The sequence below is a fragment of the Paenibacillus sp. S150 genome (assembly GCF_019352175.1).
Taxonomy (GTDB): Bacteria; Bacillota; Bacilli; order Paenibacillales; family Paenibacillaceae; genus Paenibacillus_AQ.
In genome coordinates this window covers 91,114-108,871 of the sequence record NZ_JACBYI010000017.1, presented here as the reverse complement: position 1 = coordinate 108,871, position 17,758 = coordinate 91,114, and the positions used below count along the sequence as shown (strand labels likewise).

Annotated in this window: 12 protein-coding genes; 2 read left to right on the top strand and 10 right to left on the bottom strand. The window is 52.3% G+C overall.

What is annotated here, in order from left to right:
• Positions 1-69: 69 nt before the first annotated feature.
• The 3 genes from HYD27_RS16815 to HYD27_RS16805 all read right to left on the bottom strand — a co-directional run bounded on the left by HYD27_RS16815 (position 70) and on the right by HYD27_RS16805 (position 2,761).
• Complete coding sequence (locus tag HYD27_RS16815; protein WP_219217040.1) at positions 70-1,086, bottom strand: ABC transporter substrate-binding protein; 1,017 nt, start codon at positions 1,084-1,086, stop codon at positions 70-72.
• 44 nt (positions 1,087-1,130) lie between these two features.
• Positions 1,131-1,751: an ABC transporter substrate-binding protein gene (locus HYD27_RS16810; protein WP_309242080.1), complete on the bottom strand. Its 621-nt coding sequence runs from the start codon at positions 1,749-1,751 to the stop codon at positions 1,131-1,133.
• 62 nt (positions 1,752-1,813) lie between these two features.
• Positions 1,814-2,761 (bottom strand): NAD(P)-dependent oxidoreductase, encoded by a 948-nt coding sequence (locus tag HYD27_RS16805; RefSeq protein WP_219217038.1) that lies wholly within the window; start codon positions 2,759-2,761, stop codon positions 1,814-1,816.
• 840 nt (positions 2,762-3,601) lie between these two features.
• Between HYD27_RS16805 and HYD27_RS16800 the strand changes: the two genes are divergently transcribed.
• Positions 3,602-4,639: an asparaginase gene (locus HYD27_RS16800; RefSeq protein WP_219217037.1), complete on the top strand. Its 1,038-nt coding sequence runs from the start codon at positions 3,602-3,604 to the stop codon at positions 4,637-4,639.
• A 266-nt stretch (positions 4,640-4,905) separates the two neighbouring features.
• Here HYD27_RS16800 and HYD27_RS16795 read toward each other — a convergent pair whose 3' ends face one another.
• Positions 4,906-6,015 (bottom strand): NADH:flavin oxidoreductase, encoded by a 1,110-nt coding sequence (locus tag HYD27_RS16795; protein WP_219217036.1) that lies wholly within the window; start codon positions 6,013-6,015, stop codon positions 4,906-4,908.
• A 219-nt stretch (positions 6,016-6,234) separates the two neighbouring features.
• Here HYD27_RS16795 and HYD27_RS16790 point away from each other — a divergent pair, with 219 nt between their 5' ends.
• Positions 6,235-6,837 (top strand): TetR/AcrR family transcriptional regulator, encoded by a 603-nt coding sequence (locus tag HYD27_RS16790; protein WP_219217035.1) that lies wholly within the window; start codon positions 6,235-6,237, stop codon positions 6,835-6,837.
• Between the two features lie 193 nt (positions 6,838-7,030).
• Here HYD27_RS16790 and HYD27_RS16785 read toward each other — a convergent pair whose 3' ends face one another.
• The 6 genes from HYD27_RS16785 to HYD27_RS16760 form a co-directional block, all read right to left on the bottom strand.
• Positions 7,031-7,408 (bottom strand): hypothetical protein, encoded by a 378-nt coding sequence (locus HYD27_RS16785; protein WP_219217034.1) that lies wholly within the window; start codon positions 7,406-7,408, stop codon positions 7,031-7,033.
• Positions 7,409-7,879: 471 nt separating this feature from the next.
• Positions 7,880-9,310, bottom strand: a complete 1,431-nt coding sequence (locus tag HYD27_RS16780; RefSeq protein WP_219217032.1) for an amino acid permease — start codon at positions 9,308-9,310, stop codon at positions 7,880-7,882.
• 144 nt (positions 9,311-9,454) lie between these two features.
• Complete coding sequence (locus HYD27_RS16775; protein ID WP_219217030.1) at positions 9,455-10,075, bottom strand: TetR/AcrR family transcriptional regulator; 621 nt, start codon at positions 10,073-10,075, stop codon at positions 9,455-9,457.
• Positions 10,076-10,123: 48 nt separating this feature from the next.
• Complete coding sequence (locus tag HYD27_RS16770) at positions 10,124-11,296, bottom strand: pectin acetylesterase-family hydrolase (protein ID WP_219217029.1); 1,173 nt, start codon at positions 11,294-11,296, stop codon at positions 10,124-10,126.
• A gap of 237 nt (positions 11,297-11,533) precedes the next feature.
• Complete coding sequence (locus HYD27_RS16765; RefSeq protein WP_219217026.1) at positions 11,534-12,202, bottom strand: cupin domain-containing protein; 669 nt, start codon at positions 12,200-12,202, stop codon at positions 11,534-11,536.
• 123 nt (positions 12,203-12,325) lie between these two features.
• On the bottom strand, positions 12,326-17,749 hold the full coding sequence (locus HYD27_RS16760; protein WP_219217024.1) for a diguanylate cyclase: 5,424 nt from the start codon (positions 17,747-17,749) through the stop codon (positions 12,326-12,328).
• Between the last annotated feature and the right edge of the window lie 9 nt (positions 17,750-17,758).

Below are 17,758 nucleotides of genomic sequence, written 5' to 3'. Positions count from 1 at the left end.
GGCTCCCGCCGGCGTAAATTATATATTCCTCACAGCCCGGATGCGGAAAACTTATTTCCAGCGCCCTGCTCATGGCACGAGAATTTCCAGACAATCGTCGATAACCTTGCTGTAAGCAACCAGTCCGCCGCCCAGCCAATACCGGTCATCCACATCGTATACATGTCCGGCCTGCACAGCCGGAATGCTCTTCCAGATGGAACTTTCTGTAAGTTCCTTATAGAACGTCTCACCGGTGTTCGCTCTGTCATTGGCAAGGAAAATATAATCGGCATCGATCTGCGGCAAGAGCTCCAGCGACAATTCCACACTGTTTTCGGTGGCTACAAAATTGCTCTTGGCAATGCCCAGCTCTTCTGCAAGCACGAATCCTCCATACACGCCGCCCATCAGGAACATGCCTCTGGAATTAAAGCGGATAATGAGTGCCTTCTTCCCCTCCATATGGGGTGCGAGTGCAATTTTTGCCTCATCTGCCTTTTGGCGGTATTCTTCAAGACCCTTGGCTGCCGCCTGCGGCTTGCCGAGCAGCCCAGCGAGCGCAGGCACCGAGCTCTCCAGATTGCCGGCCGCGTTCTTGAACACATAGGTAGGCGCGATTTTGGAATACTTCTCATAGACACCGTTCTCCGCATAAAAAGCATTGTGCAGCACGATCAGATCAGGCTGCATTGCCATGACTACCTCCGGTGAAGGCAGGTTTCCTCCGGTAAAATCAACCAGCGGAACCCCGCTCAGCTGATCCTGCAGGTATTCCTGCGGCACGCCCTTGTTGGACCACTGGCCTACCGGCTTGACTCCCAGCACGACAAGGGAATCCTCCATATAAGGAGCAAATACTTTCGTCGGCGCTTCGTTTAGAATAACCCCATGCCCCATTTCATCCGTAAAAGTCTGCGGATATACCGCTTCTGGCGCTGGTTCTGCTTCCGTCTCCTTTACAGGCCCGGCTGGCTGAGCCGGTGGCGCTGCAGCGGCAATAGCAGCCTCGCTCTCTGCCCCCTGATCAGCCGAATCGGAGGCGCAGCCCGCAAGTACTGCGGCCAGCACCAAGGTAATCACTAACCCTAATTTCATTACTTTCATACACTTAATCTCCCCTTAATGATAACCATTCTCATTACTGGAGATTATAAAGGATATGCCGTGTGGCAACCATGGACTTTATCCTGCTCCGGGCTTGGACAAATTCCCGTAAACATCAGAACCGCCTCATCCATCATACGGTCCAGAGCAACTGCTGAATACTCGAACCAGGGATCTGAAAGCAGCAGGAAGATATGGCCTGTATGTACCGCCTTCAGCGAACGCCAGCCTTCGCTATGCTGCAGTGACAGCCAGTGCAGCCTGGTGGCCGCATCGGGGCAGATGACCAGCAGCAGCCGCTGCGGATTAAGCCTTTGAACCTCCTCCAGGGCAATTGGCTCGTTATATATCACTCCCGGATATGGATAGGCAGGTCTGAGCCCAAGTTCACCATACAGCAGCTCCCCAATTCCTCTGTTGCAGTATGCATGAAACTCCTTGCCGCTGAGCCGGAGCACCATGCAGGTGTCTTCCCCGACAACCGGCGCCACCAGCTCCTTCGCTTGGGCGGCTTTACGCTCAAAGCGCTCTATCCATTGTTCACATAGATCTTCCCTGCCGAGAAAAGCGGCCAACTCCCGAAGCTGGCTGTCCCAGCCCTGCGCTTGTGAGTGGCCCGCTGCAACTGCTGGCCTGGCGGCAGCATCACCCGTCCCCGTGCGGATTTATCGGGAAGCAACCAGTTGCACGGAACTGCGTCCGATAGCTCATTTTTATTGCACCAAAACTATAATAACTGATTGAGCTTGCTTTCAGGCTCTTCACCATTTTCTACACGTTTTATATTATTTATAAAAAAATCATATCTTTTTTTATGAAATTTTCGACCATTAGGCATTCCTGCTGTATGGGGAGTAAGTATCACATTACCCAGATTCCGGAGCTCACTGTCAATAGGAAGCGGTTCGGATTCAAACACATCCAGGCATGCACCTAAAATATCCCCGTTTTTTAATGCATCAATCAAGTCTCTTTCGTTGACAATCCCGCCGCGGGCTGTATTGATAAAAAGAGTGGTATTCTTCATTTTCTTGAATGCCGCTTGGTTGATCAGCTGTTTGGTTTGCTGATTCAAGGGTATATGTACACTGATTATGTCCGATGTGCTCACAAGAGTATCGAAATCCGCCATTTTAACAAAACCATCAGATTGTACAACAGCATTTCTCACATAAGCAAGCACATTCATATCAAAAGCCCTGCAAAACGCAGCTACTTTTTTTCCGGTAGCGCCCAACCCGATAATCCCAATTGTTTTTCCCTCTAATTCACTCCCTGTATAATCCAATTGATTTTCATCCATCCTGTTTTTCATGAAAGTATCAAGAAATGGTATGTTTTTATAATAAGACAATATCAGTGCCATTACGTGCTCAGCCACTGCCTGTGCATTCACTCCTGCAGCATTGGCCACCCAAATGCCGAGCTGTGTACAGGCAGGAACATCTACATTATCAAATCCTGCCCCCGTCTGTACCAATTTTAATTTTTTTGCGTTAGAAAGTAAGCTGTGATCCACTTTAATATGTTCAGGGATTATTACCTGGCAATCTTCAATATGATGCAGCATTTCTTGTCCGGGCGGGACAACTACAACGTACCAGTCTTGCGGAAAATACCTTGCAATAATTGATTTTGAGGTCTCGCTAAAATAGCCAACGATGAGAATCTTCATTGCTAAACCACCTTTCATAACCTACACTATTCTTTTTATTAATGATAATTTTAGACATAAAGAATAATGTTGTAAAACTCAAATATTTTGTGAACTATATTAATTATTTCTATATATTGAGGAGGTATTAGACTGAAGCTTGCACGTACATTATGACTCTGGTTTCATTATGACAAACGCCACTTGTGGTATTAGAATAGGCTTTTTAAGTTTCAGTCTCAAAACATTACTAACGAAAAGTAATTTTCAGACTTCTCAATCGGGCCGTCGTCGCCGGCGCGCCGAACGCAAAGTCGGCTTCATCCGGAAGCACCAGGAACGTGAGCTGCGGCTGCTCAGGTCCGTGGAGCTGCAGCAGTTTGTCATGCCGCCGACGCCTCTCGTTCAATTCCATACCGACTTGCTAGTCTATATCTTTATTCTCTCAGTCTAATACTTTAATTTCCGAGTCTAACACTTTATTTTCTTCTGACAATAAAAGAAGAAGCGCCCGAAAGCCCCCCTTCGCATCCATTCTCCCCGTGCTTCCTCATCCATGCGCGATACGGATTTTCCTGCTGTCCGCAAAGATCTTTCCGGGAATGGCCGCTCCAAGACAGCCCGTGCAAAGAGTGTGTTTATTTTCACCTGCTCCAGCGCGGCTAAAGCTCTGTAATACTCCTGGACCTCCAATTCAAGCATCCCCAGCTTCCTTCCATTCATTTAATTTTTTCCCTCATTATACTATATTGCAGTTCTCATGACGGGTCTAAAAAACACACTTTGCTCCGGAAAACGTATGTTATAATACATTCATCCAATTTTTATTCATTTATGATCTGATCTGAAAGGAATTAAACAATGATTATTCCAGCACCAGAAGTGAATTTTACAGCTTCCCCCTTTTATAACCCGGGCTTGAAAAATGTGGTCATTCTTGCCACCGGAGGCACAATCGCCGGAAGCGGGGAAGCACATAAAACCTTGAATTATGAGCCGGGCGCCCTGCCGGTCCAGGAGCTGCTGGACAGTGTCCCCCATCTTGAACGGGTAGCAAATTGCACGGGTGTGCAGGTCAGCAATCTGTGCAGCGCCGATATTACCAGCGAGCACTGGCTGACTCTGGCGACGCTGATCAACACCCTGGCAATCCGCGAGGATGTGCACGGGTTTGTCATTACGCACGGCACCGATACGCTGGATGAAACCTCGTACTTCCTGAACCTGGTGGTCAAAACCGACAAGCCGGTCGTGATAACCGGCTCCATGCGCCCGGCTACGGCGATCAGTGCGGATGGACCGCTTAATCTGTATCAATCGGTGGCTCTGGCGGCCAACCCGGAGGCTGCCGGCCAAGGGGTTATGGTTGTTTTTGCCGAAGGGATCTACAGCGGCCGGGATGTGCAGAAGGTCAACACCTTTAAGGCCAATGCCTTCGATGAGCGGGATTTCGGTTGTCTGGGCTATATGCGGGACAGCCAGGCCTTTTTCTATACAAGATCACTTAAAAAGCATACCACCGCCGCCGGATTCGATGTGTCTGCTCTGACCAATCTGCCTGACGTGTCCGTGGCCTACTTCCATGTGGATGCCAATCCCGGAATTCTGGATTATCTGGCAACGGTCTCCAAAGGCATTGTCATTGCCGGAGCAGGCGGGGGCATCTACAGCAAGCCCTGGATCGACAAAGTCGGCGAGCTTAAGAACAACAATATTCCGGTCGTCCGCTGCTCGCGGATTTCCAGCGGCATTACGCTGAAGGATTCCTATATCGACCTGTCGGCCAATTCGATTCCCTGCAACAGCCTGGTGCCGCAGAAAGCACGGATATTGCTGTCGCTGGCGCTGACCCAAACCACTGGCTATGATGAGATTGCCTCCATGTTCAACGAATACTAAACTTCCAATGACAAACCGCCCATGGATGTCCATGGGCGGTTTGTTGCAGGCTCAGGCAGAAGCTGCAGCCGGAAATTCCAGAGAGATTATGGCTCCTCCCCCCGTTACAGCTATCCGCTTCAATTCTTCCGGCTTGAAGTTCAACGGATTTGCCGGCATAGCGAAATTTCTCCGGTCAAGCAAGGGGTTGATGCCATGCCGCTGTCTTATAAGGAGGATGGCTTGGAGTAAGCCCTCAAATACCGCACGGCCTGCCCAGCCAGCAATCAATACAGTCTGGCTGCCGCCTCAGGCGTAAAAGCCACAATCTCATCCATCCGGCCCTCCCGGATTTTCCTCGCCCAGGCAGGATCACCCAGAAGCGCGCGGCCCACGGCTACCAGATCAAACTCATGGTTTTCCAACCGCTTCAGCAATTCCTCCAGTCCCGGGTGGCCGGCATCCCCGTCTTCTGCGGGATCACTGTCCATCCCTACCGAGCCTACGGCAAACGTTGTTTTTCCGCTGAGCTTCTTCACCCAGCCGGCAAGGCCAAGCTCCGAGCCTTCAAATTCCGGTTCCCAGAAGCGTCGCGTAGAGATATGGAAAATGTCCACGCCGGCCTCCACCAGCACATTCAGGAATTGCTCCAGCTGCTCGGGAGTATCCACCAGCTTCGCTGTGTAATCCCCCATTTTCCACTGGGACAGCCGCATGGAGACCGGATAATCCGGGCCGACCGCAGCCCGGACAGCCTGGACAACTTCCACGGCAAATCGGGTGCGCTTCAGGAAATCGCCGCCATAGCGGTCCGTCCGCTGATTGGTTTTTTCCCAGAAGAATTGGTCGATCAGCAAGCCGTGGCCGCCGGAAAGCTCAATTCCGTCGAAGCCAATCTGCTGTGCATTCACTGCCGCATCGGCATAGGCCTGAATGACCTTGGCAATTTCTTCTTCAGTCATCGCCCCGCTTACCTTGTTCCCCTGCAAATCAAGTCCCGACGGCCCAACCGACGCAGCGTCCGGGTAAGGCTGGGAACCCATGGGACGAATCATTCCCATATGGGACAACTGCGGAAAAATAATCCCGCCGGCCTCATGAACCTGTCTGACCACTTCGCTCCAGCCGTCCAGAGCGGCTTCGCCAAAGAGATTAGGGAGTGCCGGCTCACTTGTTGCAGCCGGGTGGTCAATCATAGCTACGGCGATGACAAGCCCCACCCCGTTCTCGGCACGGCGCCGGAAATAGGCGGCTGTATCCTCACCCGGAACGCCCTCCGGTGCAAACGCACGAGCCATCGGTGACAGCAGTATCCGGCTGGGAATAGTTAATTGGCGAACGGTATACGGCTCAAACAGTGCTTCCGGTGAATGAACCTGCTGCTGTTGTTTAGTCAAGAACAACGCCTCCTACTTGTTTCAAAAATAATTTTCCCGCGGGGTATGAGTGCAATAGTAACAAGCTCCTGTCCGTCCTTCAACCAACAATCCGCCGGATTTGTTGCTTAAGCAAAAGGCGAAAAAAACTGTCGGATTGGGAGATAATAATTGTTGTTTATTTAAGCACATGTTTATAATAAGAAGATCATTAGCATTGCGAAAAGGAGTGTTCAAAGGATGGCTGGTGTACTTCCTCCCAACCCAAACGACCCGCGCGTCATCCGGACACGTCAATTAATTCTGGACGCCTTCGTCCGGCAATTGAATATTATGGACTTCAATTCGATAACTGTCGGTGACATTACCAAAGCAGCCACGATCAACCGGACGACCTTCTACGCACATTTCCCGGATAAATATGCGCTGTTCGAAGCCTTTTTGCTTGACGCATTTACCAAGATGGTACTCCAAAAAATCGATATGGAAGCACCTTTGGCCGAGAAGACGCTTCAGGAGCTCATTGTGGCATTATGCAATTATCATAAAACAAGCCAGTATTGTTTCAAAAAATACGATTCCGTGGCCCTCTTGCTTGAAGAGAATATGAAGCTGCATCTTGAAAAGCTCATCCTTCAGCTGATTTCCGCAGCCGCCTCCGCCGCAGATTCGAAGTCGCTGGCAACCGCAGCAACCCTGTTAAGCTGGTCCCTGTATGGAGTAACCTACCGCTGGAACCTGGAGGGAAGAACCGAGCCCCCTTCCGAGCTGGCTGAGCGAATAATGCCGCTGATCACCAGCGGGTTCCCCATGTTCAATCCGCAGCTTTCCTGCTCCGAATGATGCTTCCGGCTGTCTTTGCAGTCAAATCCCCCAAGTGGAAACGGCTTCGCCGTCCTGATAAGGACGGTATCCGTTTCAGCGGGAAAGATAAGGCTAATGTATAGCGTGAAACATATAAGTTCTTATCTTTTAAGAAAGACGCCTATCGGCGTCCTATATAAGAATGCTGCCATTTCAGTGGGGAGAGGAAAAATCATTTCGCGCTGATTCCACCGTCCAGCCGGCTTCGGGCGAATTCAAAGGCACTTCTGCCTCTGATTCCACCGTCCAGCCGGCTTTCGGGCGAATTCAAAGGTACTTCTGCCTCTGATTCCACCGTCCAGCCGGCTTCGGGCGGATTCAAAGGTACTTCTGCCTCTGATTCCCTCGTCCAGCCGGCTTCGGGCGGATTCAAAGGTACTTCTGCCTCTGATTCCACCGTCCAGCCGGCTTCGGGCGGATTCAAAGGCACTTCTGCCTCTGATTCCCTCGTCCAGCCGGCTTCGGGCGGATTCAAAGGCACTTCTGCCTCTGATTCCCTCGTCCAGCCGGCTTCGGGCGGATTCAAAGGCACTTCTGCCTCTGATTCCACCGTCCAGCCGGCTTTCGGGCGGATTCAGAGGCACTTCTGCCTCTGATTCCCTCTACCTCCCCGCTGCGGCCAGCGCAATCGCGCAGTTTGCTTGGCCAACGTCCCGATCCATCTTTCATTTACAGCGCAGCCGTGAAATAACGGATAAGCTTCGCTTCCCCAAAACATATAAACCTGAATTTCGAAAGTAAGTATCGACAAATCATCTAAAAAGCTCTACACGGAGGGATTTTTTTGCTAAAAACAGCTTGCACCCAGTGGGTGAAGGAAAAAGAGGGTTTATCCCTTGTCCGATCTGGATTTGTTCAATTCTCTTTCGAAATTCAGGATAAATTCTTATCTTTCAAAAAAAACGAGTACCCAACGGAGATTATCCTGTTGGATACTCATTTTATTCCGGACAGGCAGTATGGCCGGATTGCTGTTTACGGACTGCCCTATTAGCAGCCTCGAATGGAAACCCCAGTATCTCTACTCCTGCTCCCGCTTCCCTTCCAGCTCCTCTGCCGCTTCTATTTGCGCCCTTGCCGCAGGCACCTGCAAAGGCCGCTTCCGCAGGCCGCCGGCTTCTCTGCCCTTCCGCAATGTCCCCGCGGCATATATTCCCGAAAACAGCACAACGAACATCGCCCCGGCAGCGAGCCCTCCGCCCTGTCCGGGAATCAGCGGCATGCTGAATATAATCGCCGTCAGGCCGCCGATGGCAATCCAGGACGTATACGGATAGCCGCGCAGCCCGTGCTGCCCGATAAGCGGGCCGCCATGACGCTTGCGCAGCCGGTAGTGGCTGGCCATGATTATGACATAGGAGAACAACAGCGCGAAGCCGCCTGAGCTGACCAGGAACAAATACACGCCTTGCGGCAGCAGCATGCCCAGCCAGAGACCGGCCAGCATCGCGCCACCGGAGATTAGAATTCCGCGATACGGAATATCTGTGCGGTCCCTCATCCATCCCGGCGTATGCCCTTCTTCAGCCAGGGAACGGAGCATCCGGCCCAGCCCGAATACCGAAGCCAGCATGGTGGAGAGAATTGCGGATACCAGCACAATGTTCATTACCGTCCCGGTCCACCCCAGGCCGTATAGGCTCAGCGCGGACACAAACGGACTAATCTGTTCGGATACCCGGGCCGGGGGCAGGAGGAGGAACAGCGCAACCATGGCCGCCAGATACAATCCGACCAGCAGCAGAATGGTAAACCGGATTGCCTTCGGAATCGTCACGCCGGGATTTCCCGTCTCCGATGCCGCCAGTCCAAGCACCTCGAAGCCTGCGTAAGTGAACATGACCATCAGCATGCTTCCGGCGATTCCGGCAACCCCTCCCGGCATAAAGCTCTGCCCGCGGACAACCCCAAAGCCTACCGGGCCGGCGCCTCTTGCGCCAATGCCCACGATCAAAGCCACAGCGATCAGCACAAATGCAGCAATAGCAAGCAGCTTAAAGGCAGCGAGACCGCTCTCCAGCTTGCTCAGCCGTTCGGCGCCCAGCAGGTTCAGCAGCGTCACGCCTGCGATAATCCCCGAACCTAGCAGAGCGAGCGGCAGGGCGGGGAACCATCCCCGCAGCAGAATGGACACCGCCGCAGCCTCGCTGGACATCGCCAGCACAAGGCCGGTCCAGTAGACCCAGCCCACCGTGAACCCTGCCCCCCGGCCAAAGGCCTGCTCGGTATACGTCCGGAAGGACCCCGCCACGGGATTCGCCACAGTCATTTCCGACAGGGCGGATAATATGAAATATACGAGTATCCCGCCGATTACATAGGATACCAGCACTGACGGGCCTGCCGCCCGGATCGCCACGGACGAGCCGAGAAAAAACGAGCCGCCCACTACCGTTCCCAACGCGAGCATCGTCAGCCCCCACACTGATAATCCTTTCTTTTCCCGCTCCATACTGCTGCCTCCCCGGTCTTTTTAAGGAGAGTATCTGCAATAAGCGGGGAAATTACCCATGGAAATCTTAACGAAGGATAATTGATATCGTGAAACATATAAAGGCTTATATTTTAAAAAAAACGGGCGTGAATTCAGCAACCGCTATTCCTGATTCCTCAAACCATTCATAATAAACTCCTTGAACCTCCGGTCCTCCTCCAGCTCCGCATCGGTGGCCGGGCCGCCCCTTTGGTGAGTGATGATGACAGCCTTCTGCAGATAACAGAACAGCAAATGTGTGGACCGGAACAGCTTATCCAGCCAGCTTGCCTTCACTTCCCCAGTCACCGGTACCGCCGGCTGCCGCAGCCCCCGGTTATAGCCCTCCTCCACAATCCGCTGGAACTCCGGCAAATCGGCCGGATTCTTGGAAAGATTGCTGTAGTACAGATTAAAGATCGCATCATAATAGAGCAGCGCCTCCGAGTGCTGCCGAAGCTCCAGGTACTGGTCCAGAATCCTCTCCAGGGATGCCAGCGGCTCGCCCAGATCGAAATCCGGCAGCAGTTGTCCGAACATCGCCTCCAGGTTTTCGATATAGATCTCCACGGACAATGCTTCCTTGTCCTTATAATGATGATACAGCGTTCTCCGGGCAATTCCCGCCTCTCCTGCGATCAGGGCCATGTCTGTCCCCGCTATGCCTTTGGCACAAAAAAGATCGAGGGCTGCCTGTTTAATGAGCCGCCGTGTCATTTCGGCCTGCTTTTCGCGCAATGTCATTGCCGGGTTCTCCCGCCTTCCCTGATTCATCTCCGGTTACCCGTTGTTCTACGATTCATCGAGAAATCTGCTGCCTACAGAATACCGGTTATTCTTGTTAATGGCATCATTCAGCCAATCCAGCAGTCTGATACCGTCCTCCTCCGCCTTATAGAACACATCCCGGGTAGCAAACGTATGCCCTGTCATTCCTGTCTTCTTATTCAGTCCGTAATCCGTCAGGTAGTAATAGTAGTTGGGCAATGTATCCGCGAGGCTCTTAACGGACCCCCTCATCTGCCGCGACCAGTCCGCTATAAGCTCTGCATTCAGCGGACCTTCCTGATCATTGATCCGGTTCTGGAAACTGATCAGCACTTCATCATACAGCGAATAGGATTGCAGCAGCACCGCATTGTCCGGCAGCCGGGAACCGTTCCCTTTATAAGCCGAACCAATCAAATCCGCTTCAGGAGCAAAGCCGAAGACTTGCGCGAAATCCGCCTGCCACTCCTTGCCGATAATCTCCGGCCACTTCCCGCTGTACAGAAAGGAGCTGTCGGAATATTGATAAATCTCCGCATCCTTATAGTGTTCGGCAATCTTCCCCGCCCAAAAGGCAGAGCCAAAGCCACCCGCGCTTTCCCCGGCAATCAGCAGCTTCTCCGGCTTGTCCGCCTGGGCATAAATCCAGTTCAGGCTGTCCTGCACATTGCTCTGCCCATTGTAATGCATAGTAAAAGTACTGCCGTCGTCCTTCGTATATTCAGCTGTACGCTTTCCCACATGGAAATCGCCGGTGGAGTACGGGATATAGGCCACATTCCAATCCTTAAAGGGATTCTCCGGGTTATCCGTTGCCGTCAGTCCGTCCAGCAGGTTCAGCAAATAAAACGGGATGTCGGCAAAATAATTCCCCGCCTCCCGGCCGGTCAAAAAATTCAAGATCTTAATCGGATGTGCCGCACTGCTCTCATCCCAGCTCGCCCCGCCGCCGGAGAAAAAGATAATCCAGTTGCGGCTTGTCCCTTTTTTGCTCAGCAAATGATATTCTGAACCGTCACTGGAAACGGCCTCTGGCCCAAGGCTGATTTTGTTCCATTTATAGGGCTTGGCATCCGCCATTTCTTGAACCGCAGCGGGTCTTTTAATAACAAAAGCATAGACAGCAATAAGGCTTAGGATCAGGAAACTTAACACCGTAATGACCGCAAATTTAATGAATTTACTTAACCTCTTCATTCGTATCACCCCAAACAAAAATATACTCCATGAGTATTGATTGCACAAGGTGTAACCATACTCCCGGGCCTCATTGGAACAAGCTTTGAACCGGCATAAGCAGCCGGACAGGCCCTTCTTGGGAATCCAAATTTGACTGCGGTCTTCAAGGAGGTCTGGCACAAACAGCAGCCGTCCCGGGAACGGACCCGGGACGGCTGCTGTTTCCTTAGGCAAAACCCTTTCCCGCCATCCTCCTTATCTCAGCCCCGCCGGATAAGGGGGGTACGCCCCGGGTTGCTGCCGGGCGGCAGCGCCGCTCCGGGGAGCAACCCGGGAATTCGGGGCCGCCGATTCGGCAAATGCTCCTTTATTGCCCGGTCCGGCATTGCTGCCGGCCAGATTGCAGCCCGGCGGCGGTCCGATAATGACGGATTCCTTCAGCGGCGCCACCGCTTTGGCGTAATCCTCTTCGCTGATGCAATAAGCGCGCTGGATCACTTCCTTCGGAACCGTACGCAGGAAGTCCGATCCATACACAATATCCGGTGTCGGCTGATCGAAGATTGTGAGGAAATGGACCTGGTCGCTCACGGCCACGATCCAGTGAAACCAGCCCTTCGGAAAGATGGAAACCTGACCGGGCTTCAGCTGATAGGTAACCAGCTTCTGCGTAAACGGGTCGAACACAGAGGTAATCAGTTCCCCGCTGATTACAAAAACCATCTCGGTCACATTCGTATGCCAGTGCGGCTGGATAATGAACCCCTTGCTCAAATGCGCATTAAAAAATCCGTTCCGGATGGCCGGAAGCTGGGCTCCGAACAACTGAGTAATATAGTTGTAGGAATTAGCCTGATAGTTAAGTACCTGATTCGAATCGGCAGCCAGCTTCACATCCGGCGACTGCAGAACAACATCCGTCATATGTGCTTTCCTCCTAGTAGGTACGCCTTCTGAATTGAACGCGCACTGGGTATTCGTCTAGTTACTCTATGCCAGGAAGCGAATTATTGACACATATCGCTCATTCTGCAGCCCCCGCGCGGGCTACTGAAACAGCGTAACGCAGTTTCTGCCTTCTGCTTTGGACTGATACAGCGCATCATCGCCGAGCTTGTAAATATCCTCTTCGCGGAGAAGGTCCACGCGCACCGCGGCAACGCCAATGGAAACGGTAATAATCCCATATTCCGGACTAAGCGCATGCTCTATCCGCAGCTCGGCAATGCTTCTCCGGATGGTTTCGGCATATTCGGATGACTGCCGGGGAGTGAACCCTCTGACGACGATACCGAACTCTTCTCCGCCAAGCCGGAATGCGAAGCCGTTGGCACGCGCCGCCAGCTCCCGCAGCAGGGTGCCCGCTCTGCGCAATACCGTATCGCCCTCATAATGCCCATAGGTATCATTGTATTTCTTGAAATAGTCAATATCGAGCATCAGATAGGTAAGGTACTGCTTATCCACTGCCGCCTTTTCCACTTCCTCCAGGAACAGCTTGTTGAAATATCTGCGGTTATACAGGCCTGTCAGCTCATCCGTGATGGAAATCTGTTCAATCAGCTGAATGTATTTATTCAGCTCCTCATTGTTCAGCTCCAGCTCCTTGGTGCGCTCCGCAACCAGCTCCTCCAGATGCTCCTTATGCCGCAGCAGCTCCTGCTCCGCCTTCTTCCGCTCCGTGATGTCCTTGACGGTTCCCTGGATGGCCGGCTGGTTCATGTAGTTGATCCGGGTAACTTTGTGGATCACGATTACTTCCCGGACCTGGTCCTTATGGAGCAGCCTCGTCTCATATTCAAAGGGAGCCTGCTTTCCTTCGACCCTTCTGTCATAATAATGCATTACCTTCTCCCGCTCCGGGCAGCTGATGAACTTCTCAAAAGGCTGCCCCAGCATCTCTTCGGTTTCATACCCAAGCATTTGCGCCAAAGCCTCATTGACATATTTGCATCTTTTGTCCTGGGTAATAAAAATGCCGTCCTGCAAATTGTTGACCAGCTCCCGGTACTTTTCCTCCGAGCGCTCCAGCTCGGAATACAGCGTCGCATTTTCCAGCGAAAAAACCATTTCCCGCGACAAGAGGTTGATAATTTTCATCCGTTCTTTGGTAAATACGCCTGCCGCCAGATTATTTTCCAGATAAATGACCGCAATGGTCTTGCTCTGGTTGATCAGCGGCATGCAAACCATCGATTTGGGCCGGTGTTTGACAATATAAGGGTCATTGACGAACGGGGTTTCTGAAAATGCATCATTGTAGATTACACTCTCCCGGCTCTCTTCCGCCTGCTCCAGAATGGAATAGGGCAAATGGTCGTACCTTGTCCGGTCATGCACGGCCACTGTAATCTTGTCCTCCACAGGCCGGTATTCGCCTTCCACAAGGAGGCTCGTCTTGGAGGTCATCAGAATGCAGCCTCTTTGCGCTCCGGCATTCTTGATGACGATTTCCATGAGCGCTTCCAGCAGGTTGTTCAGCTCAATTTCCTTGGAGATAGCCTGTGAAGCCAGAATCATGGAACCCAGGTCCAGACTTTCTGAATAATCCGTGACTGTACGGCCATGCAGGAACTCCTTGGTATTGATTCTCATGATGATGTCCGGGTACCGCTCATGAATAAAAGCTATTTTCCCTTTGGCACCCCAGACGGAATAATAATATGCTGACTGTCTCAGCAGATACGCGGCAAATTCCTTGAAATCCTTCCGGTAATAAAAGCGGGCAGCCAGCTCATTGGCCAGCGCCTTGTACCGCACGAAGCTGCCCTGCCCGCTGGTCTCGATCGCCAGATCGTAGAACTTCCCCGCTTCATCATCCCGTCCGGAGATTCTGGCCCATTCGGCTTTCATCAGCAGCTCATGCTGGCGGAAGGTTCCCGGAGCGTGTTTGGCCCATTTGCGCATCCGGCAGTATTCCTTGCGCATTCTGGCCTTGGCCTGTATTTTGCGCCCCGGACTTAAACCGTTATACGCATATGCCAAATTCAGGAACGTGTACAGGGCGAACTCTTCCATAAACGCGGAGCCGGCAAGCGTGCCGATAATCGGGTAGGCTTTGTCGATATAGGCCAGAGACTCGCTGTAGTTCTCATAGGTGAACAGCAGCTTCATTTTATAAATATAGTAAATGGCGATGCCCGAATAATATTTGGCGGCTTCCAGCTCACGGAGATAGGCCGCTTCACTGAACGCTTCGCTGTCAAAGGATATACGGTTCTCCAGCTCCCCCGCCAGATTCAGTAAATATTGCCGGGACAGCAGGGCAGTGCTCAGCGACTCTTTGTATCCGGTATTCTCGATCATGGCGATCATCCGGGTGCTCTCCTGCAGATTCGCAGCAATATCCATCACCGGATTCCAGAGATTCACATAAAAGCAGGAATGAGCCAGATAGAGCAAATCTCCCGTCCGGAGGCTGGCATCTATAGAGGCGGCGAACCACTCCTGCAGCGTGTCCCACGGTTCGGTCCATGTATGGCAAAACAATGTATATAATACATGCGCGGCCCCTTTCCATTGCAGGTCGTTAAATTGGTCATTGATGCGGATGCCAAGGCGTCCATAGTCAAAAGCCCCCTTGGAATCGCCAAAACCCGAGAGCAGCATCGCATAGCCGATGAATGCGAGAGCAGACTCGGGAGCATTTCCATGCTTCAGTGTAAGCCCCACCTTCTTCAGAACGGCCAGCCCAAACAATGGGGTTTCTCCGGAAATAAAAGCCGGAGGGATAAAGTTGATCAGCAGACGCATCACCAGCTTCATCTCCGGGTCTTTCATTTCAGGAGCTGCAAAAATGCTCTCGGCCGTTCTTCTCCGCAGCGCGGTTTTAATCTTCACAAGCTCCTTAAGGACTGCCCCCATCCCCACTTTGGCAGGAATTTGCACACCCAGTACGGATAACCCCAGCCTGCCCGAAGCTATAGACTCCTTCATCATTCCAAGATACATATAATGGTTGGCCTGCATTTCATAAATTCCGGCGAGGTCAAGCCTGTGCTTCGTATGCCTGACCAGAACCGCACAAGCTGAATCCGCCGCTTCCACCTCATGGGTCAAATACCCGCATTCCGCATACAGCTTGTAAATTTCCGCTGTTCGCGGTACGTTCTCATCCCAGGCTTCCTCTTGAAGCAGGCGGATATTCACTTCCAGCAGCTTGAAGGCCGAGTCATAGCCAAAGGCAGCCTTCGCTTTGCGGGCGGCTCTCAGATTGATCCCGACCACTTCATCGGTTTCCGTCTTGCCGGCAAGCCCGTCCAGCCCTTTGTTCAAATGCGCGGCAATGTCGACGATAATCTCTTCGGCTTCCTCCGGTGCCAGCCGCTCCAGCAGCAACCGGCCGATGGCCATATGCAGAGCACCGCTTTTCCCGCCGTCAAGCATCTGGTAAAAAGCCTGCTGAATCCGGTCATGCGCAAATTTGAACCGGATGTCCAGCCTCCGCAGCGCGTCCTCTTCCGGCTCTGCCAGGAAGCTGGAAACCAGTGCATACCGGTGGTCCTCGGGTACAATAAACTCCTCCTCGACTGCCGTGGCAATTGCCTGCGCAATCAGCTCAAGCGGTTCCCCCGCGATCAAGGCCAATATCCCCAGATCGAAGACATTGCCCACGGCGGCACTCATCATCAGAATTCTGCGCACGTTCTCCGGCAATTCCAATTGCTTCAGCATCAGAAAATCGACCACACTGTCACTGGCCGGCAAGCCGAGGATTTCCTGGAGCCTCCAGCTCCACATGTCCTGGGCCTCGTCAAAGTACACATAACCGTTCTTGTACAAATTCTTCAGTAATTCATTCACAAAAAAAGCATTGCCTTTCGTCCGCTTATAGATTACTTCCGTAAGCTCATCCACCTTGCCGGAGGCAGTGTAGAACGTATCGGCAATCAGGCTGCCTACCTTGTCGGCAGATAAGGAATTCAGAAAAATTCTTCCGACCTCCCCGCTTTTCTCCAAGGCTGCAATGGAACCGAAAAGCGGATGCCCCTCATGGATTTCATTCTGCCGGTAGGAGCAGACGATGAGCATCCGTTGCAGCTGAGATCTGCGCAACAGCTGCTCAACAAGCTGCAGGCTGGAATAATCCGCCCACTGCACATCATCCAGAAACAGGACCAGCGGCCGTTCATTATGGGTGATCCCTTCGATAAACCTGGCAAAGGTGAGATAGAAACGGTTGGTTTCTTCTGCCGGATTCAAATGCTCCATCTCCGGCTGAACGCCAATCCAGCCTTCAAGCTCCGGGATCAGACCCGCAATCAAACTGCCATTTCCGTCAAGCGCCTTGGCCAATGACCGCCGGATATACGATTTATGATCCTCATCAGGACTATCCGTCAGCTGGCTGAGCAACCGCCGAAAAGCCTGGATAAGGGCACTATAAGGAATGTTTTTGTTGTACTGGTCGAACTTGCCTTCCGCAAACAGCCCTTTCTCCTGGCTTATGTATTTGTGCAGCTCATGCACCAGTGCGGTTTTGCCGACACCGGCTTCTCCGGTAACCAGCAACAGCTGCGAGCTGCCCCTGACACTTCTGCGAAAAGCATCCGCGAGGCGCCCAAGCTCCTGCTCGCGGCCGTATAATTTCTGCGGAATCCGGAAGATATTCATCCGGTCTTCTGCGCCAACCGCAAAATCCTCCAGGCCGGCGAGGCATTTCTTCAGGTCTGCCTTTATGCCGTATGCGCTGCGGTACCGGTTCTCCGGGGACTTCTCCATCAGCTTCATAATCACTGCCGAAAGGCTGCTTGGGACCTTGCCCCCGGTTGCTTTATAGGGCGGTACCGCTTCTTTGGCAATAATGGAATAGATCTGTTCAAGCATCTCCTCCGCATCGTAAGGCTTCGTGCCGGTCATCATCTCATAGAGGACTACTCCCAGCGAGTAATAATCACTGCGGTAGTCGATGCTGCGGTTCATTCTGCCGGTCTGCTCAGGTGAAATGTACAGGAGGCTCCCCTCCAGCACACCGCTGTTCTGGAAATCCCGCTTCTCTCTGGACAGCTTCACGGCAAGATCGAAATCAATGATCTGCACTATATCCTGCTCTCTGTTCCAGATAATATTGGAGGGCTTGATATCCTTGTGAATGACGTTCCGTTCATGAATTGCTCCCAGTATATCAACAATCCTGACCGCCAGCTGCAGCAGCGTCTTACGGTCCGGCAGGTCCTCCGCCAGAATTTTCTTGAGCGATTGTCCCTGGATATCCTCCAGCACCATAATGCAGCAGCCATTCTGCTCGTCCAGCCTGAAGGGCCTAATAACGCCGCTTGTACTGCCGCTCAGCTCCCGGAGCAGCTTATATTCCTGCTTAAAGCGCATCACTGCTTCCGTTCCGGCAGCCCCCGGCTTGAGTATTTTCAGGATTACCTTTTCGCCGGTTACGGGATCGATGCATCTGTAAACAGCTTTTAAATATTGATCGGAAATGGTTTCCAGCCTCTCGTATTGATCAAACGCAATCATACCCACTCC